This window comes from Pseudarthrobacter sp. NIBRBAC000502771, from assembly GCF_006517215.1.
GTDB lineage: Bacteria > Actinomycetota > Actinomycetes > Actinomycetales > Micrococcaceae > Arthrobacter > Arthrobacter niigatensis.
The window spans coordinates 2,784,817-2,805,724 of sequence record NZ_CP041187.1 but is presented as its reverse complement, the minus strand read 5'-3'; the positions used below and the strand labels follow the sequence as shown (position 1 = coordinate 2,805,724).

General features: G+C 67.4%; 18 protein-coding genes and 2 tRNA genes. 5 read left to right on the top strand and 15 right to left on the bottom strand.

The genetic code is table 11. From position 1 onward, the window contains the following. Positions 1–2: 2 nt before the first annotated feature. The 5 genes from NIBR502771_RS13095 to leuC all read right to left on the bottom strand — a co-directional run bounded on the left by NIBR502771_RS13095 (position 3) and on the right by leuC (position 5,380). Complete coding sequence (locus NIBR502771_RS13095) at positions 3–1,052, bottom strand: NAD(P)H-dependent glycerol-3-phosphate dehydrogenase (protein ID WP_141160132.1); 1,050 nt, start codon at positions 1,050–1,052, stop codon at positions 3–5. Beyond that, positions 1,049–1,819: a 1-acyl-sn-glycerol-3-phosphate acyltransferase gene (locus NIBR502771_RS13090; protein WP_141160131.1), complete on the bottom strand. Its 771-nt coding sequence runs from the start codon at positions 1,817–1,819 to the stop codon at positions 1,049–1,051. The genes NIBR502771_RS13095 and NIBR502771_RS13090 overlap by 4 nt, the downstream gene beginning before the upstream one ends. Positions 1,820–1,828: 9 nt before the next feature. Beyond that, positions 1,829–3,154: a UDP-N-acetylglucosamine 1-carboxyvinyltransferase gene (gene murA / locus NIBR502771_RS13085; RefSeq protein WP_141160130.1), complete on the bottom strand. Its 1,326-nt coding sequence runs from the start codon at positions 3,152–3,154 to the stop codon at positions 1,829–1,831. 159 nt (positions 3,155–3,313) lie between these two features. Continuing rightward, positions 3,314–3,916, bottom strand: a complete 603-nt coding sequence (leuD, locus tag NIBR502771_RS13080) for a 3-isopropylmalate dehydratase small subunit (protein WP_141160129.1) — start codon at positions 3,914–3,916, stop codon at positions 3,314–3,316. A gap of 9 nt (positions 3,917–3,925) precedes the next feature. After that, on the bottom strand, positions 3,926–5,380 hold the full coding sequence (gene leuC / locus NIBR502771_RS13075; protein WP_141160128.1) for a 3-isopropylmalate dehydratase large subunit: 1,455 nt from the start codon (positions 5,378–5,380) through the stop codon (positions 3,926–3,928). 113 nt (positions 5,381–5,493) lie between these two features. Between leuC and NIBR502771_RS13070 the strand changes: the two genes are divergently transcribed. Then, on the top strand, positions 5,494–6,213 hold the full coding sequence (locus NIBR502771_RS13070) for an IclR family transcriptional regulator (RefSeq protein WP_009356552.1): 720 nt from the start codon (positions 5,494–5,496) through the stop codon (positions 6,211–6,213). Positions 6,214–6,256: 43 nt separating this feature from the next. Beyond that, positions 6,257–6,802: a DUF1697 domain-containing protein gene (locus tag NIBR502771_RS13065; RefSeq protein WP_141160127.1), complete on the top strand. Its 546-nt coding sequence runs from the start codon at positions 6,257–6,259 to the stop codon at positions 6,800–6,802. Between the two features lie 21 nt (positions 6,803–6,823). Here NIBR502771_RS13065 and NIBR502771_RS13060 read toward each other — a convergent pair whose 3' ends face one another. From NIBR502771_RS13060 to NIBR502771_RS13045, 4 genes are all read right to left on the bottom strand, one after another. After that, on the bottom strand, positions 6,824–8,440 hold the full coding sequence (locus NIBR502771_RS13060; RefSeq protein WP_141160126.1) for a GTPase: 1,617 nt from the start codon (positions 8,438–8,440) through the stop codon (positions 6,824–6,826). Beyond that, the gene (locus NIBR502771_RS13055; protein WP_141160125.1) at positions 8,437–10,206 is read right to left on the bottom strand and encodes a GTPase domain-containing protein; all 1,770 of its coding nucleotides are present in this window, start codon (positions 10,204–10,206) and stop codon (positions 8,437–8,439) included. Before NIBR502771_RS13055 ends, NIBR502771_RS13060 begins: the two co-directional genes overlap by 4 nt. Before the next feature lie 135 nt (positions 10,207–10,341). After that, a tRNA-Glu gene (locus NIBR502771_RS13050) sits at positions 10,342–10,417 on the bottom strand. A gap of 128 nt (positions 10,418–10,545) precedes the next feature. Further along, a tRNA-Gln gene (locus NIBR502771_RS13045) sits at positions 10,546–10,617 on the bottom strand. Between the two features lie 311 nt (positions 10,618–10,928). Here NIBR502771_RS13045 and NIBR502771_RS13040 point away from each other — a divergent pair. Further along, a complete protein-coding gene (locus NIBR502771_RS13040; protein WP_141161547.1) occupies positions 10,929–12,485 on the top strand; it encodes a hypothetical protein in 1,557 nt (518 codons plus the stop codon). 79 nt (positions 12,486–12,564) lie between these two features. Here the strand turns inward: NIBR502771_RS13040 and NIBR502771_RS13035 are convergent, their stop codons facing one another. Genes NIBR502771_RS13035 through NIBR502771_RS13020 form a run of 4 tightly spaced genes read right to left on the bottom strand, consistent with a single transcriptional unit; the run spans position 12,565 to position 16,485 of the window. Next, entirely contained in the window at positions 12,565–13,302 is a 738-nt protein-coding gene (locus NIBR502771_RS13035) for an HAD family hydrolase (RefSeq protein ID WP_141160124.1), read from the bottom strand. Beyond that, entirely contained in the window at positions 13,302–14,816 is a 1,515-nt protein-coding gene (gene gltX, locus NIBR502771_RS13030; RefSeq protein WP_141160123.1) for a glutamate--tRNA ligase, read from the bottom strand. The genes NIBR502771_RS13035 and gltX overlap by 1 nt, the downstream gene beginning before the upstream one ends. A gap of 57 nt (positions 14,817–14,873) precedes the next feature. Then, entirely contained in the window at positions 14,874–15,650 is a 777-nt protein-coding gene (locus NIBR502771_RS13025) for a fumarylacetoacetate hydrolase family protein (RefSeq protein ID WP_056335278.1), read from the bottom strand. A gap of 10 nt (positions 15,651–15,660) precedes the next feature. Then, positions 15,661–16,485, bottom strand: coding sequence for an MBL fold metallo-hydrolase (locus NIBR502771_RS13020; protein ID WP_141160122.1), 825 nt, complete (start codon positions 16,483–16,485; stop codon positions 15,661–15,663). A 132-nt stretch (positions 16,486–16,617) separates the two neighbouring features. On the opposite strand from NIBR502771_RS13020, the gene NIBR502771_RS13015 reads away from it, so the two are divergent. Beyond that, the gene (locus NIBR502771_RS13015; RefSeq protein ID WP_141160121.1) at positions 16,618–17,211 is read left to right on the top strand and encodes a hypothetical protein; all 594 of its coding nucleotides are present in this window, start codon (positions 16,618–16,620) and stop codon (positions 17,209–17,211) included. Between the two features lie 81 nt (positions 17,212–17,292). Here the strand turns inward: NIBR502771_RS13015 and NIBR502771_RS13010 are convergent, their stop codons facing one another. After that, positions 17,293–18,405: a branched-chain amino acid aminotransferase gene (locus tag NIBR502771_RS13010; RefSeq protein WP_141160120.1), complete on the bottom strand. Its 1,113-nt coding sequence runs from the start codon at positions 18,403–18,405 to the stop codon at positions 17,293–17,295. 104 nt (positions 18,406–18,509) lie between these two features. Beyond that, a complete protein-coding gene (locus tag NIBR502771_RS13005) occupies positions 18,510–19,562 on the bottom strand; it encodes a 3-isopropylmalate dehydrogenase (protein WP_141160119.1) in 1,053 nt (350 codons plus the stop codon). Positions 19,563–19,712: 150 nt separating this feature from the next. Here NIBR502771_RS13005 and NIBR502771_RS13000 point away from each other — a divergent pair, with 150 nt between their 5' ends. Next, on the top strand, positions 19,713–20,906 hold the full coding sequence (locus tag NIBR502771_RS13000; RefSeq protein WP_141160118.1) for a sensor histidine kinase: 1,194 nt from the start codon (positions 19,713–19,715) through the stop codon (positions 20,904–20,906). Positions 20,907–20,908: the final 2 nt, after the last annotated feature.

Sequence of the window (20,908 nt, the reverse complement as noted above, 5' to 3'; positions counted from 1 at the left end):
GGTCAGTAATCGCCTTCAGGTTTCAGTTCCCGGGACAGCAGAACCGGCCCAAGTTGGTCAACGGACAGCTTGCCTGCCAGTACCGCCACGACGGCGGCAGTGATAGGCATTTCGACGCCGAGCTTGCCGGCAAGTTCATGGACGGCCTGGCCGGATTTGATGCCTTCGGCGGTCTGGGTCATCTTTCGGCCCACTTCCTCGAGCGTCAGGCCCTCGCCCAACAGCCGCCCTGCGGTGTGGTTGCGGGACAGCGCGGAGGAGCACGTTGCCACGAGGTCGCCGAGGCCGGCAAGACCGGCCATGGTCTTGGCTTCGCCGCCCAGTGCAAGGGCCAGGCGGGATGTTTCGGCCAGGCCACGGGTAATGACGGAGGCTTTGGTGTTGTCCCCCATCTGCTTTCCCTCGCAGATACCCACGGCCAGGGCAATCACGTTCTTGACGATGCCGCCGATTTCAACGCCGACGACGTCCGCCGTGGTGTAGGGCCGGAAGTATGGGGCCGTGCAGGTCCTCGCCAGCCAGCCGGCCGTCGCGGAATCAGTGCACGCCACCACTGACGCCGTGGGCTCCTCGCGGGCAATTTCCATGGCCAGGTTGGGTCCGGAGACTACCGCGATGCGTTCCTGCGGCAGGCCCAGTTCCTGGCTGATGACTTCGCTCATCCGGGCGTCAGTTCCCAGCTCCAGGCCTTTCATGAGGGAGACGACGACGGCCCCGGGGGCGATCATGTCCTTCCATTCCCGAAGCTGCGGACGGAGGGACTGGGCCGGAACGGCGACCACCACAAGCTCAGCCCCGGCCAGCACCTCACGGACCTCGGTGGAGGCGGTGATGCTTTCCGGCAGGACGATGTCCTTGAGGTAGTCGCTGTTGCGGTGGCTGGTGTTGATCTCGTCCACTACTTCGGCGCGCCTGCCCCACAGCTTGATCGCACGCGGGGTGCCCGTGGCAATGGCGGCGTCGGCAAGGACCTTCGCGAACGTAGTCCCCCATGATCCCGCACCGAGGACGGCCACTGTGCGGGCCGCTCCCGGCTTTCCGTCAGCGGTCACTGGGCTTCGGTTCCCGCGCCCGGCTGCTGCCCGCGGTCCACGAACCGGCCGTGCTTGGACTGCTGCTGCTTGGAAGGGTCCCAGCGCTCGGCCGGCGGTTGTTCTCCGCGCAGGCCGGCGAGGAGGTCCGTGATGGCGTCCATGATGAGTTCGGTGGCCTCGCCGAGTGTGGCCTTGTCCAGGGGACGGCCCTTGAAGGCGCTCAGGTCCACGGGATCGCCCACGACCACCCGGGAACGCTTCCGCGGGAACAGGTGGAACCGCTTGCCGTACCTGGGGAAGACCTCGTGCGCACCCCAGTGGGCGATGGGAACCACAGGGATGCCACCCTCGAGGGCCAGCCGTGCCGCGCCGGTATGTCCCTTCATCGGCCACAGCCCGGGGTCGCGGGTCAGCGTGCCCTCCGGGTAAATGATGATTGCGCCGCCCTCAGCCACAATTTCCTGGGCCACCTGCAGCGACCGGTTCGCTCCCGCCGTCGAACGCTCCACCGGCACCTGCTTGGTGGCGCGCAGGAGCGGGCCCAGGCCGGGAACCTTGAACAGTGTTGCCTTGGCAAGGAAGTGGGGGGCCCGTTTCTGGTTGTAGAGCATGTGCCCCACCACCAGGGGATCGATTTCGGTGCAGTGGTTGGGCGCGGCAATGAAGCCGCCTGCGGGAAGTTTTTCCGTGCCTTCCCACGTTTTGGACATCATGAGGTTCATCAGGGGCCGGACGACGCCGGCGATGAACACAAATGTGGCCCTGCTCTTGGCAGATTCCTTCACGGTCCCGCTCTACTTCGTGGTGGTGATGTCGAAATCGGCACCGAGGCCGGCAAGCTTCTCGGTGAAGCGCTCGTAGCCGCGGTTGATGATGTCGATACCGGTGACACGCGAAGTGCCCGATGCGGCCAGTGCTGCGATCAGGTGGCTGAAGCCGCCGCGGAGGTCCGGGACGTCGATGTCGGTTCCCTTGAGCTGGGTGGGGCCGGAAATGACGGCCGAGTGGAGGAAGTTCCGCTGGCCAAACCGGCAGGGAACGCTGCCCAGGCATTCCCGGTGCACCTGGATGCTGGCGCCCATGCGGATGAGCGCATCCGTGAAACCGAAGCGGTTCTCGTACACGGTTTCGTGGACGATCGATACGCCTTCGGCCTGGGTCAGGGCCACCACCAGCGGCTGCTGCCAGTCGGTCATGAAGCCCGGGTGGACGTCCGTTTCGAGGACCAGCGGGTTCAGCTTTCCGCCCTTGTGGTAGAAGCGGATGCCGTCCTCGCCGATGTCCATTCCGCCGCCCACCTTGCGGTAGGTGTTCAGGAAGGTCATCATGTCGCGCTGGGAGGCGCCCTCGACGAAGATGTCGCCGCGGGTCACCAGCGCAGCGGACGCCCAGGATGCGGACTCGTTGCGGTCCGAGAGGGCCCGGTGGTTGTACCCGCCAAGGTCGCGGACGCCCTCGATGCGGATGGTGCGGTCGGTCTGGACGCTGATGATGGCGCCCATCTTCTGGAGCACAGCGATGAGATCGATGATTTCCGGTTCGGTGGCAGCACCGGAGAGTTCGGTGATGCCCTCGGCGCGGGTGGCGCTCAGCAGGACCTGTTCCGTGGCACCCACAGACGGGTACGGGAGGGAGATCTTGGCTCCATGCAGCCCTTTGGGGGCCGAAATGTGGATGCCGCCGGGGCGCTTCTCCACGACGGCGCCGAACTGCCGCAGGACATCGAGGTGGTAGTCGATGGGCCGGTCGCCGATCTTGCAGCCGCCCAGGTCCGGGATGAAGGCCTCGCCGATCGCATGGATCAAGGGCCCGCAGAGCAGGATGGGAATGCGGGAGTCGCCGGCGTGGGCGTCGATCGCGGTGCTCGGGGCGGTCTTGGCAGCCTTGGGGTCAAGGGTCAGGTCGCCGTTGACGGGGTCTTTCTCCACCGTCACGCCATGCAGCTGCAGGAGCGAGGTGACAACCTCCACGTCCTTGATTTCCGGAACGTTCCGCAACACCGAGGGTTCGTTGCCCAGCAGCGCCGCCACCATTGCCTTGGGGACAAGGTTCTTTGCCCCACGGACGCTGACGCGGCCTGTAAGCGGGACACCGCCGCGGATTGTCAGAACACTACTCATATACCGGTTTCCTCACGATCACTAGCCCCCAAAACCTTGCAAAGGCTCCAACCAAGCATAGGAGGTCGCGTTACCGAACCGAAATAAGGGGGCACCGGCGGCGGGGCGTGGCGCGGCCTTCGCCCGCTGCGCCCCGCCGCCGGGATGGTGGCCCAGGGGCTAGGAAAGCTTCGCCGGCAGGGTCTTGGGCTTGAACGCCTGGCGGGTCGCCTCGTACGCGGTGATGTCGGCCTCGTGCTGGAGCGTCAGCCCGATGTCGTCCAGGCCTTCCAGGAGCCGCCAGCGGGTGTAGTCGTCAATGTCGAACGGTGCCACGATGTTGCCGCACACCACGGTTTTGGACTCGAGATCCACCGTGACCTGGGTGCCCGGCGCGTTCTCGAGTTCCTTCCAGATGAGCTCGATGTCGTCCTGGGCCACCTGGGCGGCGAGCAGCCCCTGCTTGCCCGAGTTGCCGCGGAAAATGTCAGCAAAGCGGGACGACAGCACGGCCTTGAAGCCGTAGTCCTTCAACGCCCAGACGGCGTGCTCGCGGGAGGACCCGGTTCCGAAGTCCGGGCCGGCCACCAGGACCGAGCCCGCGCTGTACGGCTCCTGGTTCAGGATGAAGGAGGAGTCCTTCCGCCATGCCGAGAACAGGGCGTCCTCGAAGCCGGTCCGGGTGATGCGCTTGAGGTACACCGCGGGGATGATCTGGTCGGTGTCAACGTTGCTCTGGCGCAGCGGGACGCCAATGCCGGTGTGCTTGGTGAACTTTTCCATGGTGATGTCCTAGGCTGCGTCGATGCGGATGGCTGCGGGTTCGGGAGCCGGTTCAAGGTCCGACGGCGAGCTGAGCGTGCCGCGCACAGCCGTGGCGGCGGCTACCACCGGCGAGACCAGGTGCGTGCGTCCGCCCTTGCCCTGGCGTCCCTCGAAGTTGCGGTTGGAGGTGGAGGCGCACCGCTCCCCCGGCTCCAGCTGGTCCGGGTTCATGCCCAGGCACATGGAGCAGCCGGCGAAGCGCCATTCGGCGCCGAAGTCTTTGAAGACCTTGTCCAGGCCCTCGGCCTCGGCTTCGAGCCGGACGCGGGCCGAGCCGGGCACCACCAGCATGCGGACCTGCGGGTCCTTTTCGCGGCCGCGGATGATGTCCGCTGCGGCGCGCAGGTCCTCGATCCGGGAGTTGGTGCAGGAACCGAGGAACACGGTATCTACCCGGATGTCCTTCATCGGCGTGCCGGCCTGGAGCCCCATGTACTGCAGGGCGCGCTCGGCGGCGGCCTTGGCGTTTTCGTCACCGAAGTCCCCGGGCGACGGCACGGACCCGGACAGGGATACACCCTGGCCGGGGTTGGTGCCCCACGTGACGAACGGCTCCAGCGTGTTGGCGTCCAGGTCCACCTGCACGTCGAAGGTGGCGTCGTCGTCGGTACGCAGCGTGTTCCAGTACTCGACGGCGGCGTCCCAGTCCGCGCCTTCAGGCGCGTGGGGGCGGCCCTTCATGTACTCGTAAGTGGTCTGGTCGGGTGCCACCATGCCGGCCCGGGCGCCGGCCTCGATGGACATGTTGCAGATGGTCATCCGCGCTTCCATGGAGAGCGCCCGGATGGCGGAGCCACGGTATTCCAGGACGTAGCCCTGGCCGCCGCCGGTGCCGATCTTGGCGATCACGGCGAGGATAATGTCCTTGGCGCTCACACCCGGGCGCAGCGTGCCCTCGACGTTGATGGCCATGGTCTTGAACGGCTTGAGCGACAGCGTCTGGGTGGCCATGACATGCTCCACTTCGGAGGTGCCGATGCCCATGGCCAGCGCGCCGAAGGCGCCGTGGGTGGAGGTGTGCGAGTCGCCGCAGACAACGGTCATGCCGGGCTGGGTGAGGCCCAGCTGGGGACCCACCACGTGGACGATGCCCTGCTCGGCGTCGCCGAGGCTGTGCAGCCGGACGCCGAACTCGGCGCAGTTGTTGCGCAGGGTCTGGATCTGGGTGCGGCTGGTGAGATCGGCGATGGGCTTGTCGATGTCAAGCGTGGGGGTGTTGTGGTCTTCGGTGGCGATGGTCAGGTCAGGCCGGCGCAGCGTGCGCCCGGCCAGGCGCAGGCCTTCAAAAGCCTGCGGGGACGTGACCTCGTGGACCAGATGGAGGTCGATGTACAGAAGGTCTGGCTGGGCGTTGGCTCCATCGCCGTCACCTTTGCGCACCACGTGTGCGTCCCAGACTTTCTCGGCCAATGTCTTTGCCATGGCCATCTCCCTTCACTGCTGTTTGGCTGAATGATCCAACTGAATCAGGACGGCTCCGCGCTGCGCCAGCCGAAAGATTTGCATCTCAGATATTGAGACGGCAATATCATTACATGGACAATTCTAGTGGAGTCGGTGTCATTGATAAAGCGGCCCAGGTGCTTGATGCCCTTGAGGCCGGCCCCACCACGCTGGCGCAGCTGGTAGCCGCCACCGGCCTGGCCCGGCCGACTGTCCACCGCCTCGCTTTGGCGCTGGTGCACCACCGGCTGGTCAGCCGCGACATCCAGGGCCGGTTCGTGCTCGGCAGCAGGCTGGTGGAGCTTGCCTCCGCCGCCGGGGAAGACCGCCTGATCGCCTCGGCCGGGCCCGTACTCATGCAGCTGCGCGATGCCACCGGCGAAAGCGCCCAGATCTTCCGCAGGCAGGGTGACTGGCGCGTATGCGTCGCCTCCGCCGAGCGCCCCATCGGCCTGCGCGACACCATCCCGGTGGGCACGCAGCTGTCCATGAAGGCCGGCTCTGCCGCGCAGGTCCTGCTCGCCTGGGAGGACCACGACCGACTGCTTGAGGGCCTGCAGTCGGCCCGTTTCACGCCCACCGTCCTGGCAGGAGTACGACGCCGGGGCTGGGGACAGAGCCTGGGCGAGCGTGAGCCCGGGGTTGCCTCCGTTTCGGCACCGGTGCGGGGTCCGTCCGGCCGGGTGATCGCCGCCGTCTCCATTTCCGGCCCCATTGAGCGGCTGACCCGCCAGCCCGGGCGCCTCCACGCCGAAGTAGTTTGCAATGCAGGACGCATCCTCACCGAAGCGCTCCGCAAGAACAACGACTAGGACGTTCCACTCCCCCGGCCGCCCACGCCGCTAGGCTGGGCCCATGGGCAGCTATACAGTGTTCCTCCGCGGCATCAATGTGGGTGGAATCAATATCAAGATGGCGGACCTGCGGGACGCACTCAAGACCTGCGGTTTCACGGACGCAAAGACACTGCTGGCCAGTGGAAACGTGGTGCTCAGCAGCACCCTGGACGCGGCAGCCGTCAAGCAGGAGTGCGAAAAATGTCTCCGGGCCGCTTTCGGCTATGACGCGTGGGTTGTGGTCCTGGACGCCGCGCGGGTGGCCAAACTGGTGGATGCCTGTCCCTATCCGGAAGACGATAGGTCCACCCACACCTACATCACCCTGTCCTCGGACACCGCCGTCCTCGACGACCTGGAGGCGGCCGGGTCAGCCCTTGAAAGCCAGGTCCAGCAGCGGCTGGGGCCTGAGGCGCTTGCCTGGCTTGCACCGGTGGGCGGGACCCTGGACAGCCCCTTCAGCAAGGTCAGCGCGAAAACGAAGTTCAAGGCCGCAACCACCACCCGCAACCTGCGCACCCTGGTCAGGGTCCGGGACGCCGCGGCCGCCCTCACCGCCGGCTAGGTCCTGCAGGGCGGCAACGGCCTACGGCCGCGCGGCTTTCTTCAGCGCTTTGGTAAATGCCGCAAGCCTGGCAACCTCCGCCTCCACCGGCTCCACCACCAGCTCCTGCGCCGCCGCTGCAACGGCACTGTTGAGCCGTCGCCGTGCCCTGGCAGCCCTGGCCCGGGCAGCTCCGGCCGCAATGAAACGTCCGGTGACCGCCAGGAAGATTCCCAGCACCACGCCGAAAGCAATCATCAGGGTGGGCACCGGCCATCCCTCCACCCGCGGCACCTCCGGCACCGGCAGCTGAAGGTATCCCAGCCCGGCCAGGACGCCCAGCCAGCCCAGGCCAGCCAACAGGATCAGCAGCGCCAGCCACTGCACCACGTTGAACACACCCCACCACCAGGCCTTGCGGTTGGCACCCAGGTCCGTTCCGGCAATGGCCTGGTCCAGCGCATCGGGCAGGCGCTCCCGCCCGGTCCTCGCAGCCCCCCGGATGGCTGCCCGCCACGGGCCGGGTGCTCCGGCGCTGGCCGAGTCCGCGAACTCCCTGACCGCTGCGTCGGTGCGTGCCCGCTCCGGCGCACCCGCCGGCGGCAGTGATGTCCGGTTCAGGCCGGCAGGAGCGCTGCTGCGCAGGTTGAGCCGCCGCAGCGGGTCAACCCGGAACCGGGAAAGCCAGCGGGTTACCGGCCAGCCGGTACGGCGCACAGATTCAAGGCGGTACGACTGCCCCACGGCCCGCACCACGGCAGGCACGTTGGCCGCGATGGCCAGTTCGTCTGCGAGCCGCGCCTTGGCCGTAGACCGGGTCCCTGCAGCCTCACCGTCACCGGAAGCCAGCCCCAGGTCCCCCGCAGCTTTGCTGATGTCCGCTTCCAGCCGCCGGGACTGTGCCTGCCGCTGGACGGCCACCTTCCGGATCGCAGCGCGCACCTCTCCGATTCCTGCCCCGGTCAGGGCGGATGCAGGAAGCACCCGGACCTGTCCCAGCCCTTCGCCGGCAAGGATCGCGTGCAGCGAGTCAAGCACCGGCTGCACATCATGCGCCGGCAGCCGGTCCACCTGGTTCAGGACCACAAGTGTGACGGCCCCATGGGAGGCAAGGGGTGCCAGGAACCCGTTATGGACGGCCGCGTCGGCATACTTCTGCGGATCGAGCACCCAGACCAGGACGTCAACCATGCCCACCATGCGCTGCACGATCTTGCGGTTGGCGGCGCGGGTGGAGTCGAAGTCGGGGAGGTCAAGCAGGATCAGGCCGGTCCCTTCGTCGGCGAAGCCGTCCACGGGCGCGGCGTGGTGGCGGTGCCCCACCTCGAGCCAGTCGAGGAGGGCTTCGCTGCCTGTTGCTCCCCAGACCCCTGCCAACGGTTCCGACGTGGTGGGACGGCGGGCGGCCGCCGTCGCGATCTCGGCGCCGCTCACGGCGTTGAAGAGGGACGACTTGCCGCTTCCCGTGGCCCCAAAGAAACCAACCACCGTGTGGTCGCCGGAGAGGGAGCGGCGGGAACTTGCCCGTTCCAGGACATCGAACGCCTCCTGCAGCACCTGGTCCGGCAGCACGCCCTCCCCGAGTTCGCAGGCATCCTGGAGGCCCTGGAGCCGGCCGTCCAGCCGTGAGGACCCGCGGGCCGCGCCGTGCCGGCTCACGCGCGCTCCGCCAACCGCGCCAGCTCTCCGGCCTGCGCAGCCAGTGCCTGCGCCAGGGCCGGGTTGACGGCCGGCAGCCGCTGCAGGAACTTCTGCTGCTCATCCTTCAACAGCCCCTCGCAGCGCGTGGCCAGGTCCTTCCGGGCCTGGTCCGCCATCCGCCGCACGGCGTCTTCACCGAAAACGGCTTCCAGGAGGCGCTGGCCTAGGACGGCGGTGCCACCGGCCACGCCGATCTCGAGGCCGGTCAGTCCCGCGGTCATCGAAAACATGACGATCATCAGTGCGGCGCCAAGGCCGTTGATGCCGAACGACAACCAGCGGGCCTGGGTCCGCTTGCCCTGGCCTTCGGTGCGGATCAGCTCCATCAACGCTTCCTGCCAGGCCCGGATCTCCGCGGCGGCACGGTCGGCGAACCCGGGCTCCGTGCCGGACAGGTCGTCCGGCCCCAGCAACTGCCGGCCTGCCGGGTCCGAGCGCCACCTACGGTCGGTGTCCTCGGCAGCGTTGGCTGCCTCGTCGACGATGACCGCCTGCAGGCCGGTCTCGATGGCCGCTTCCACCCGCACCGCCGGCGCGGGTTCGCCACGGAAGAACGCTCCCAGGCGGTCCCTGAACCGGCCCACATTCTGCTCAAGGGTGCGGAAAAACTCGCCGGTGCCCACGAAGTCCTGCCAGCGGGCCAGGACCTCGCCCCGCAGCAATGCTCCGTCCCGGGTTGCGTCCAGGATGCGGGCGGCTGCATCCCCGTAGGCCGCCACGGCATCGGCTTCGAGCCGGGCGGCTGCGCGTTCCTGTTCACGCACGGACCCGGCGAGGTCCGTGATCCGCTGGGCCAGTGCCCGGACCGCCCCGCTCAGGGTCCGGCGTGCCACATCGGCGCGGCCAGCCGCATCAGACGCCAGCGAGGCCAGCCACTCCCGCAACTCATCCACGGCACCGGCGGGCAGCATGCCGTGGGCATCCAGGACAGTTTCGGCGATGATGAACAGGCGGCTTCCGGCCAGGCCTTCGCGGTCCAGCAGGCGCCGGAGGTCCTGGCTCACCTCGGCTTCGGCGCCCTGCGGCACCCGGTCCAGCACCACGGCCACCGTGATGTCCCGGGAAGCGGCGTCCAGGAGGAGCGTCCAGGGGACGGCGTCGGCGTAGCGGTTGGCGGTGGTGACGAAAACCCAGAGGTCCGCGGCCGCCAACAACTGTCCCGCGAGCAGGCGGTTGCGGTCCGAGATGGAGTCGACGTCGGGCGCATCGAGGAGGGCGATGCCGGCAGGCACCGCGGGATCCGCCACCAGCAACAGCGAGTCCGCGGCTCCGGACTGTTCCCCGGGCGGGCCTGCTGGTGGCGGACCGGCCGCCAGCATTCCCCTGATGCGGCCCAGTCCCGGCAATACGCGCTGGCCTTCAAACCAGGCTGCTTCGGCGGGGTTGTGCAGCAGGATGGGCTGGCGGGTGGTGGGGCGGATGGCGCCTGCGCGGGTAACGGGATGTCCCACGAGTCCGTTCACCAGGGTGGATTTGCCCGCCCCCGTGGAGCCGCCGACGACGGCAAGCAGGGGCGCGTCCAGGCTGCGGTACCGCGGAAGGATGTAGTCGTCCAGCTGGGCCCTTGCGGCTGACGCGTCGCGGCGGGCCTGGTCGGCGTCCGGGAGGGCCAGCGGAAGCGTGACACCGTCCAGCCCGGCGCGGATTTCCTCCAGGAGCATCACCGCGGCCAGGGCGTGCGGGGGTGGTTGGGAGGGACGGCCGTGCTCGTCATGGGAGGTCACAGCAACATCATGCCAGTTGAGGCGACGGGGAGGTCGGCCGCGGCGCGTCGGCGGAACGTGATGGGAGTCTGCGCGACAGGCTCATTTGCTGGGATGCCAAAATGGCCCCGGGCTGTTGCCCGGGACCATTTCCGATGGTGACCCCAGCGGGATTCGAACCCGCGTTACCGCCGTGAGAGGGCGGCGTACTAGGCCGCTATACGATGGGGCCGTGTACTTCCGGCAGCGTTTCCGCTGCTCAAGCTCAGTGAGTATTTCACACACCTTGCCGTGGTTTCAAATCGGAAAACCGAGTGGAAACCGCCTGTTCTGCGGCTGAAATCAGCTACCAAACAAGAGCTGGGATACCAGGACTCGAACCTAGAATGACGGTACCAGAAACCGTAGTGTTGCCAATTACACCATATCCCAATAGCACTTTCGGGCCGGTTTTCAGGGCTTTTTCCCTGCTCCGTGCGCCTCAGCACGAGAAATTACTTTACCCGAGACTTTCGGCTCGCACAAATCGGGCTCCGCGGCGCGTCCGGACCATTGCGTGGACCGATAGGAATAAACCCTTGCCCACCCTCCGGTCCTATGGTTACCCTCGAGTAAGTTACTCATCGGTAACAATCTCCCTGTCCCGCATGTTGGGTCACCCACGAGGAAAACGGGAACGCCCTACCAGCCACGGTTTCGCCCCCGGGCAGCGTCGTCCGGCGGAAAGTTAGGAAGTGTCAGCGTTGACAACCCGCACAGCAACCATTGCCGCAGCAAAACCCAGACCCCGGTCACAGTCCATCGCCATCATCGCGTTGTCCCTGTTGCTCGTCCTTTTCCTTGCGTTCTACACCTACCTCACCGGCCAGATCTCCAACGGCGCGGCCCAGCTCATGGACGGCGCCGGGCAGGCCGCAGCGGGAGCGTCGCAGCTCAAGGACGGTTCCGGCCAGCTGGCCGCCGGTGCCGGCGCCGCGAATAAAGGCGCCGTCCAGGTGAAGGACGGATCGGTCAAAGTCAAGGACGGCAGCACGGCATTGAACACCGGGGCCGCAGCCCTGCAGGCGGGCGCGGGGAAGATCTTTTCCGGGGTCCGCGACCAGCTCGCACCTGGGGTGGATAAGCTGCATGCCGGGACCACGAAGCTGCAAAACGACGTCCTGAACAAACTTGTTCCGGGTGTCTACCAGGTGGATGACGGCGCCCGGAAGCTCCAGGCAGGCGCCGTGGCCCTCTCAGCGGCACTGACTCCCACAGCTTCCGGAAACGCACCGAACAACCTTGCAGACGGCGCGGGGCAGCTGGCAGCGGGAACGGGCCAGCTCGCGGGCGGCGCCGGACAGCTCGACGCCGGTGCCACCAGCTTGACCGCGGGGACCGCCGCGCTGAAGAACGGCACAGCCCAGTTGAAGGGCTACCCCGGCGCGGGCAACGACCCCACCAAGGGCGACGGACTCGCCGCGCTCAGCCAGGGCCTGGACCAGCTTGAAGCGGCCGCGAACGGTCCCCAGGGCCTGGTGCCCCTGGCGGTGATCAAGGACCAGATCGCCAAGCTGGCCGACGGCGGGCGCCGTGCCTACGCGGGAGCGGGCCAGCTTGACACGGGGGCAGCAAAACTTAACGACGGCGCCGGGCAGCTTAAGGCCGGAACCGGCAGCCTGGCCGCCGGGGCCGGCCAGATAAACGACGGCGCGGGCCGCTTGAAGGCGGGCTTCGCGACCCTGGCGGAAAAGCTCAATGCAACGGACCCGCAGAACCCGGGCGTCGTACTGGGCACGTCCATGCTGGCGGAAGGCACGGCGAAGATCAGGGTGGGAATGGATGGTGTCCCCGGCAACCCGGACAGCCCGGGCCTGATTTACGCGGCGAACAACCTGCAGGACGGCACCACCAAACTCAGCGCGGGGATCAACGGCGGCGGCGACCCGGAGAACCCGGGCCTGCTGGCCGGAACCGAGGCGCTCTCGGACGGCACCGTTGCGCTAAGCCGCGGAACAGGTCAGCTGCAGGCGGGATCAGCCCAGCTCGCTGACGGAACCGGGCAGCTGGCCGACGGCAACGGCAAGCTTGATGACGGCTCGGGCAAGCTGGCCGACGGCGCGGGGAAACTGGCCGACGGCAATTCAAGGATCGCTGCCGGCACGCAGGAGCTGCACTCCAAAGTGGCTGCTGTCTCTCCGTCGTCGTGGCTGGACAACCCTGTGGTCGCGCTGCTGCTGGTGGCACTTCTGGTGGCCTCCGCCGTGGGGGCCTACCTGCTCCTCCGCAGGCGTTCCCTGCGGCCCGCCGCAGCAACCTGACGCAGCGGCCTGACGGAGGACGCGCCGACGGGCAACGACCGCGGTCCTGGGACAGGACCGCGGTCGTTGTGTACGGAGGCTACTGCAGCAGCTGGGCCAGGGAGGCGACGACGCCGCCGTCGAAATCCTCGACGACCTCGCCCCCTCGGTTGAGCCACACGCCCACCAGGCCGGCCGCCGTCGAGCCCTCGGCATCCAGCAGCCGGTTATCGCCCACGTACAATGTCTCCGAAGCGGGCGTGCCCAGCAGCCTGACCCCCTCCAGGTACATTGCCGGGTGTGGCTTGGCCACGCCAAGCGTGTCGGTACCAACCAGGTGGACGATCCGTTCCAGTCCGGCGCCGTCCAGTTTCGCCCGCTGGTAATCGTGGACGTTGTTGCTCACTGCCCCGTAGGGGACGCCCGCGCTGTCGAGGACATCCAGCAGGGGCAAAACGTCGGGAAACGCCTTGACGTACGCGGGTTGCTTCTCCACGTAGGCGCTGAGCCACCGGTGGGATTCCTCACCGTCGGCCAGTTCCACGCCGAAGTGCCCCAGGGCCGCCCTGCCCCGGAGCAGGCGCTGTTCGTTGAACGTCAGCTCACCTGCAAGGTACCGGTCGTAGTAATGCGTGGTTTCGTGGGTGAAGATCCGGCCGAACCGCTCCCACCCGGCCTGGTCCAGGCCGGGGAGGAGGTGTTCACTGACCTCGCGCAGGGCGGTGGTCATCGAATATTCGAGGTCCACCAGGGTGTCATCAATGTCGAACAGGACGCCGCGGACAGCGCCGAAGGGCGTCTGCAGCACGCCGGTGCGTGCTTGGCTGGGAGCGGCCATCAGCCGCGGAAGGCGCGGAGCCGGCGCAGGGAGGACTCCTTGCCCAGAATCACCATGGACTCAAACAGCGGCGGCGACACGCGGCGGCCGGAAACGGCCGTGCGGACCGGGCCGAACGCGAGGCGCGGCTTGATGCCCATGTTTTCCACGAGGGCCTCCTTGAGTGCGGCCTGGATGTTCTCCGCCGTCCAGTCTGCCACCGGTTCCAGCGCGTCAAGTGCGGCATCCAGCACCTCGGAGAGGTTCGCGGGGAGGCCCTTGCGTGCGTCGTCGGCAACGTCGACGGCGTCGTCCGCCTTGAACAGGAAAGCCAGCATCTCCGGCGCTTCCCCCAGCAGCGTGATGCGCTCCTGGACCAGGGGTGCCGCTTCGGTGAGGATCTCCTCCTCGCGGTCGGTGAGGATCTCCCCCACCAGGCCGGCTTCGCGCAGGTAGTGTGCCACGCGGTCGCGGAAGTCCTTGGGTTCAAGCATCCGGACGTGGGTGCCGTTGATGGCTTCGGCCTTCTTCAGGTCAAAGCGGGCAGGATTGCCCAGGACGTCATGGATGTCGAAATGCTCAACGAGCTGCTCCACCGTGAAGATGTCCTCGTCTGCGCTGAGGGACCAGCCCAGCAGGGACAGGTAGTTCAACAGCCCCTCCGGAATGAAGCCCCGCTCGCGGTGCAGGAACAGGCTGGACTCGGGGTCGCGCTTGGAAAGCTTCTTGTTGCCCTGGCCCATGACGTACGGCAGGTGGCCGAATTCCGGCATGTACTCGGCAACGCCGATGGCGTAGAGGGCCCGGTAGAGGGCGACCTGGCGCGGCGTGGAGCTGAGCAGGTCCTCCCCGCGGAGCACGTGCGTGATGCCCATCAGTGCGTCATCCACCGGGTTCACCAGGGTGTACAGCGGTGCGCCGTTGGCCCGCACGACGGCGAAGTCGGGGACGGATCCTGCCTTGAAGGTGATGTCGCCGCGGACCAGGTCGGTGAACGTGATGTCCTCGTCCGGCATGCGCAGGCGAAGCACAGCCTGCCGGCCCTCGGCCCGGTACTGTGCCAGCTGCTCCTCGGTCAGGTGCCGGTCGAATCCGTCATAGCCCAGCTTCGGGTCCCTGCCTGCGGCACGGTGGCGTGCCTCGATCTCCTCCGGGGTGGAGAAGGACTCGTAGATGAATCCGCCCTCGTGCAGACTCTTGATGACGTCCTGGTAGATGTCGCCGCGCTGGGACTGCCGGTACGGCTCATGCGGGCCGCCCACCTCCACGCCCTCGTCCCAGTCGATGCCCAGCCACTTCAGCGCGTCGAGCAGCTGGTGGTAGCTTTCCTCGCTGTCGCGTGCCGCGTCCGTGTCCTCGATCCGGAAGACCAGCGTGCCCTTGGTGTGGCGCGCGTAGGCCCAGTTGAACAGCGCCGTCCGGATCAGTCCCACGTGCGGGGTGCCCGTCGGCGACGGGCAGAAACGGACCCGGACGGGAGTTTCGGCGGTGACGGGCGGGATGGAGGCGGCAGGTGACGAAGAAGCGATACTCATAGTGGCTTCAACTTTACCCGCCCCGCCGGGCCCGGATTTCCGCCCTCGGGCAGGGTGCTAGCGGCGGACGATCGGGTTGGACAGCCGGCCGATGCCCTCGATTTCCACCTCGAAGCGGTCGCCCTCCTTGACCAGCCCCACGCCGGCCGGCGTGCCGGTCATGATCACGTCGCCGGGCAGCAGGGTGAAGGCCTGCGACACTACGGAGACCAGTTCCCGCACGCCACGGATCATCTGGCTGGTGCTGCCGTCCTGGCGCACCTCGCCGTTGAGCCGGCCCTGGATCTGCAGGTCCTCGGTGTCCAGGTCGGTCTCGATCCAGGGACCCAGCGGGGCGGAGGTGTCGAAGCCCTTGGCGCGGGTCCACTGCAGGTCGGTTTTCTGCACGTCACGGGCAGTGAGGTCGTTGCCGCAGGTGTAGCCGAAGATGACGTCGTCCACGCGGTCTTCCGGCACATCCTTGCAGATGCGGCCGATCACCACGCACAGCTCAGCTTCGAAGGAGACTTCCTCGGAGAACTCCGGCAGCACTACGGGATCATTGGGACCAACGACTGCGGTGTTCGGCTTCAGGAACAGCAACGGCTGGGCAGGTACCTCATTGCCGAGCTCATGGGCGTGCTCCACGAAGTTCCGGCCCACGCCGATCACCTTGCTGCGCGGAATGATGGGTGCAAGCAGCCGGACGTCCTCCAGCTTGTGGCGCACGGACGTGCGCTCCACACCGTTGAAGAAGGGGTCGCCGTGGATGACAGTGATTTCCTCACTGCCTGGCTCACCTTCCACAACGCCGTACAGGGGATCGGAATCGACGACAAACCTGGCAATACGCATGGCTCCTACCCTACCGTCCCCGCAGGGCGGGCCGCCCTTCGCTTCCGCCGCCGCGCAGGTAGGAAAGCTGCGCTGCCACGGACAGTTCGGCCGCACGCCGGACGGAAGGGCCGACGTCGGCATAGACGGCGTCAGCCACCTCCCCTATGGACGCGTCCCGGCCCAGCCGGTCAAGCACGGCACGGATCTGCGCCAGCCGCTCCTCCCGGTGCGCCCGATAGCCGCGGGCCGCAGACTCCAGGGACGCCAGCACCGGGCCGTGCGCAGGAAGTACCGTGGCAGGCCCCAAGGACTCCAGCAGGTCCAGGGAGGCGAGGTAATCGCCCAGCGTCCCGTCCGGATAATCCAGCACGGTGGTCCCCCGGCCAAGGATGGTGTCCCCCGTGAGCACCGACCCGTGCTGCCCGTCCGCCGGCAGGTGGAAACAGGCGGAGTCGGAGGTGTGGCCCGGCGTGGCTGCCACCAATATCTCCAGCCCTGCCGCCCGGATAACTTCCCCGGACGCCAGGGGTTCTCCCCCGCCATGGCAGTGGTTGGCATCCATTGCGCGGACTGGTGCGCCGGTGAGCCCGTGCAGGCGCGCGGACCCCGCGGTGTGGTCCGCATGCCGGTGGGTCACCAGGATCAGTTCGACGACGCCGGCACCGGCCAGTGCCTGCAGGTGCGGTTCATCGTCGGGTCCTGGGTCAACCACCACGACGGCGGAGGCGCCTTGCGTCCCCCTCAGGACATAGGAGTTGGTGCCGTCCAAACTCATGGGGCCCGGATTGGGGGCGAGGAAGAATTGCGTAAGCGCGCTGCTCCGCTGCAGGACCGGGCCGGGATGGAAAGTCACTGACCCATCCTTGCATCAACGGCTGGTCCTCCCCAGTCCCTCACATCCCCGGCAGCGGAATAGAACGGCACGAGCTTCGGGTTGGCACCAAGGACAGCACCACGATCTCCAGCAGGAAGCCGGACGCCACCCATGAGCACAGCATCACTGACAGACCTTCTCGCCCAGGCGGACGCCGACGGCCACGACCATTCGGCCACCGAAAAGGCCACGGGGCTGCTGCACATCCATAACCACGCCACGGGCAGCATCATCTGGTTCCCCACGTGGAAGAAGTTCCGGGAAACCCGGGACTGGACCGATGCCGTCAGCAGCGTCGCCGCGGAACTGGCCGATGCCTCCGCTCCCGCGGACCAGGCCGGCTCGGCGCTGCTGGCGGCGGATCTGGAGACGCTGCTGGAAGAGGCTTCCCGGTCCAGCGATGCCAGTGTGTTCGTGCAGGAGAACCTCACCAGCCACCTGACCCGGACCTGGGCCATTGGCGACGCCGTCGCCAATGCCAACGGGAAGGACCTGTTTAACGGCGGCACCACTCCCTCCGTGTACGCCGGCTACCCCTACGACGTCTACGCCCAGGACGGCGGCGTCTTCGCCACCACGCTCTGGAACGACCTCATCGACGCCCGGCGCAACAGGGCCTTGGCGGAAGAGGCGGCCCGGAAGGCACTCAAGCCCGTGTCCCGCAAAGCCATGAAGAACGCTGCGCGGAAAGCCGCGCGCCGCTGACATCCTGCCGCCGGCAGGAACACGAAACGGCGCCTGCCGGACCAAAGTCCGGCAGGCGCCGTCGTGCGTTGAAGCTTGAAACTAGGCCAGCCGGGTGAGCCAGCCGTGGGTATCCGGCTCTGCGCCGGTCTGGATGCCCAGGAGCTTTCCGCGGATGGCCATGGTGACCTCGCCGGCCCTGGCGTCCTCGGAACCGATGAACTCGGTGGCGTCCTTCAGGACCCCGATGGGGGTGATCACCGCGGCCGTGCCGCAGGCGAAGACCTCGGTGATGTCCCCGGAGGCCACGCCGTCGCGCCATTCGTCCAGGGTGATCTTCCGCTCAGCCACCTCGCGGCCCATGTCCTTGGCCACCTGGATCACTGACATCCGGGTAACGCCTTCGAGGATGGTGCCGGTGAGGGCGGGCGTGGCCAGGGAGCCGTCCTTCATGACGAAGAACACATTCATGCCGCCCAGCTCTTCCACGGCGTTGTCGTTGGCCTGGTCCAGGAACAGCACCTGCTTGCAGCCGTTGGCCTCCGCCTCCTGCTGGGCGATCAGCGAGGCCGCGTAGTTGCCGCCGCACTTGGCGTCGCCGGTGCCGCCGCGGCCTGCACGGGCGTATTGGCGCGAGATCCAGATGGAGACGGGCTTGAGCTCGCCGCCGAAGTAGTTGCCGGCCGGCGAGGCGATCACCCGGAAGGACACTTCACGGGCGGCCCGGACCCCCAGGAAGGCCTCGGTGGCGATCATGAAGGGCCGCAGGTACAGGGCTTCGCCGTCACCGGAGGGCACCCATTCCTTGTCCACGGCAACCAGTTCACGGATGGCGCCAAGGAAGTATTCGGCCGGCAGTTCGGGCAGGGCAAGGCGGCGGGCAGACTTGTTCAGCCGCGCCGCGTTGGCCTCGGGGCGGAAGGTCCAGACGGAGCCGTCGGCGTGCCGGTAGGCCTTGAGTCCTTCGAAGATCTCCTGGCCGTAGTGGAATACGGCAGCCGAAGGGTCGAGGACGATCGGGCCGTACGGTTCGATCCGGGCATCGTGCCAGCCGCCGTTGCCGTCCGCGTCCACGCTGTAGTCGACGATGGCGGTGTGGTCGGTGAAGTAGTTGCCGAATCCCGGGTTTGCCAGGATGGCTGCACGCTCTTCGGCGGACTTCGGGTTCTCCGAGGGCCGCCGGGTGAATTCGACGCCATGGGCGGTCTGAGTCATGGTTCCTCCACGATCGGCCGCCCCGGGGTTCAGCGCTGAACGGCGAGGCGGCATTTGGTGATTCGAGTCAAGCTTACGCCCGAAGCCGGGGCCCCCGGCGTGGGCTAGAGTCCCGCGGCGATGGCGTCGCCGACGGCGCTGGTGCTGCGGGCCGTGCCATCGCGCTTTTCGACGTCCGCAACCACAGCGGCTTCGATCCGGCGTGCGGCTTCTGCGTACCCCAAGTGGTCCAGCAGGAGTGCCGCGGAGAGGATGGCGGCGGTGGGGTCGGCCTTGCCCTGGCCGGCGATGTCCGGCGCCGAACCGTGGACCGGCTCGAACATGGACGGCGCAGTCCGGTCCATGTTGATGTTGCCGGAGGCCGCCAGGCCGATGCCGCCGGTGATGGCGGCAGCGAGGTCGGTGATGATGTCGCCGAACAGGTTGTCGGTGACGATGACGTCGAAGCGGGACGGGTCCGTGACCATGAAGATGGTGGCGGCATCCACGTGGAGGTAGTCGTGGGTGACCTCAGGGAATTCCTGGGCCACGGCTTCGACGGTGCGCTTCCACAGGTGCCCTGCGAAGACCAGGACGTTGTGCTTGTGCACCAGGGTGACGTGCTTGCGTTCCCGCAGGCTGGCACGGCGGAACGCGTCGCGGACCACGCGCTCCACGCCGTGGGCGGTGTTCAAGGAAACTTCCGTGGCTACCTCATGCGGGGTGCCCGCCCGGAGCGTGCCGCCGTTGCCCACGTACGGCCCTTCGGTTCCTTCGCGGACCACGATGAAGTCGATGGTGCCGGGGTTGGCCAAGGGGCTGCCGACGGTTCCGTAGAGCCGGGAAGGCCGCAGGTTGACGTAGTGGTCCAGGCTGAACCGGAGCTTGAGGAGCAGTTCGCGCTCGATGATGCCGGACGGAATGCGGGTATCGCCGGGGGCGGCACCCACCGCGCCGAAGAGGATGGCATCGCGTGTCCTAAGGTCTGCGAGGACCCCGTCCGGCAGGGTCTCGCCCGTGGCAAGCCAGTGCTCGGCGCCGAGTTCGTAGTGGGTCGGCTGGAGCTCCACGCCCTCCGCCGCCACAGCCTTTTCCAGGACTTTGAGGGCCTCGGCGATGACTTCGGGGCCGATGCCGTCGCCGGGAATAACTGCAAGATCGATGGAGGATTTGCTCATATTTTCAGGGTAGCCAAGTCATCCATATGGTGGGCAAACCGTCCCACATTTCGGACACCTTGTCCGGAGTCGCCGGTGGAACGCAGCAGGCGGAGCGAGATCAGCCCCAGGTATGAGGCACCCGCCACCGCAACAGCATAGAGTTCCGGGGTGGAATTACGGCACAAGGTTTATCACTGGCTCCGGGTTAACACTTTTCGGGTGGACCTGGTCTTCATGCTGGCGCTCCTGCTTTTCTGCGGCCCGGTATACCTCATGGCAGACCGCCCCTGGCACTTCGTGCTGTCCAGCGCCCTGGTGGTGCCGCTGGCATGGCGGCGCACCAGGCCGGTGCCTGCAGCCGGCGCCACTTTACTGGCATCCCTGGCGTTGTGGGCAACCGGGCTGGAGCCCCTGGCGGGATTGGTGGCTGTTCCGCTGATCATCTATGCCGTTGCCGCCTATGGTCCTGTCTGGGCCAGCCGGTCGGTCCTGGTCCTGGGCTTGCTGGGCGGGGTCCTGCTGACCAGTCGAAACCTCAGCAGCACAGCCCAGACCGGCGTGCTGGGCCTCACCATCAGCGCCGTGTACACAGTCTTGATCTGGATGCTGGTCCTGTTCAGCTGGACCCTGGGGGACCTGACACGCGTCCGCCGCCAGCAACTGCAGACCCTCGCGGACCGTGCCCGCCGGCTCGAAATCGAACAACAGCAGGAACGCTCGCTGGCCGCCGCCGATGAACGCGCCCACATCGCCCGTGAAATGCACGACATCGTGGCGCATTCCCTGTCCGTAATCATCACCCAGTCCGACGGTGCACGGTACGCCGCGGCGGCCAACCCGGCCGTGGCCACGAAAACGCTGGCCACCGTCGCTGCCACGGCACGGACATCGCTGGCGGAAATGCGCCGTTTGCTGGGCGTGTTGCGGCACGGCGATGAATCCACCACCCGCCCATTGCCCGGGCTTGCGGACCTTGATGACCTGTTCCAGGGGTTCCGCGCGGCCGGACTGCCGCTGGACATCGAACAGCTGGGATCGCCGCGGCGCACCCTGCCGGCGGGCGCCGAACTCACGGCGTACCGGGTCCTCCAGGAATCCCTGACCAACGTCCTCAAACATGCAGGCCCGCTGGCCCGGGCCCGGGTTTCGGTCCGGTGGCAGCAGCGGGGGCTCCAGATCGACGTGCACGACGACGGCCGGGGCGCATCTGCCGATCCCGCGGCAAGTGCCGGGGACGACGGAGGTAACGGGCTGCGGGGCATGCGGGAGCGCATCAACCTTTACGATGGTTCCTTGGTGGCCCGCCCGGCCGCTGGCGGGGGCTTTCAGGTTTCGGCCTTCCTCCCCTACACAGAGGCTTGAGC

Coding starts and splice junctions, on each gene's coding strand:
- murA (WP_141160130.1), bottom strand. CDS start 3,154: ATGAGTAGTGTTCTGACAATCCGCGGCGGTGTCCCGCTTACAGGCCGC.
- leuD (WP_141160129.1), bottom strand. CDS start 3,916: ATGGAAAAGTTCACCAAGCACACCGGCATTGGCGTCCCGCTGCGCCAG.
- leuC (WP_141160128.1), bottom strand. CDS start 5,380: ATGGCAAAGACATTGGCCGAGAAAGTCTGGGACGCACACGTGGTGCGC.
- NIBR502771_RS13070 (WP_009356552.1), top strand. CDS start 5,494: ATGGACAATTCTAGTGGAGTCGGTGTCATTGATAAAGCGGCCCAGGTG.
- NIBR502771_RS13065 (WP_141160127.1), top strand. CDS start 6,257: ATGGGCAGCTATACAGTGTTCCTCCGCGGCATCAATGTGGGTGGAATC.
- NIBR502771_RS13035 (WP_141160124.1), bottom strand. CDS start 13,302: ATGGCCGCTCCCAGCCAAGCACGCACCGGCGTGCTGCAGACGCCCTTC.
- gltX (WP_141160123.1), bottom strand. CDS start 14,816: ATGAGTATCGCTTCTTCGTCACCTGCCGCCTCCATCCCGCCCGTCACC.
- NIBR502771_RS13025 (WP_056335278.1), bottom strand. CDS start 15,650: ATGCGTATTGCCAGGTTTGTCGTCGATTCCGATCCCCTGTACGGCGTT.
- NIBR502771_RS13015 (WP_141160121.1), top strand. CDS start 16,618: ATGAGCACAGCATCACTGACAGACCTTCTCGCCCAGGCGGACGCCGAC.
- NIBR502771_RS13010 (WP_141160120.1), bottom strand. CDS start 18,405: ATGACTCAGACCGCCCATGGCGTCGAATTCACCCGGCGGCCCTCGGAG.
- NIBR502771_RS13005 (WP_141160119.1), bottom strand. CDS start 19,562: ATGAGCAAATCCTCCATCGATCTTGCAGTTATTCCCGGCGACGGCATC.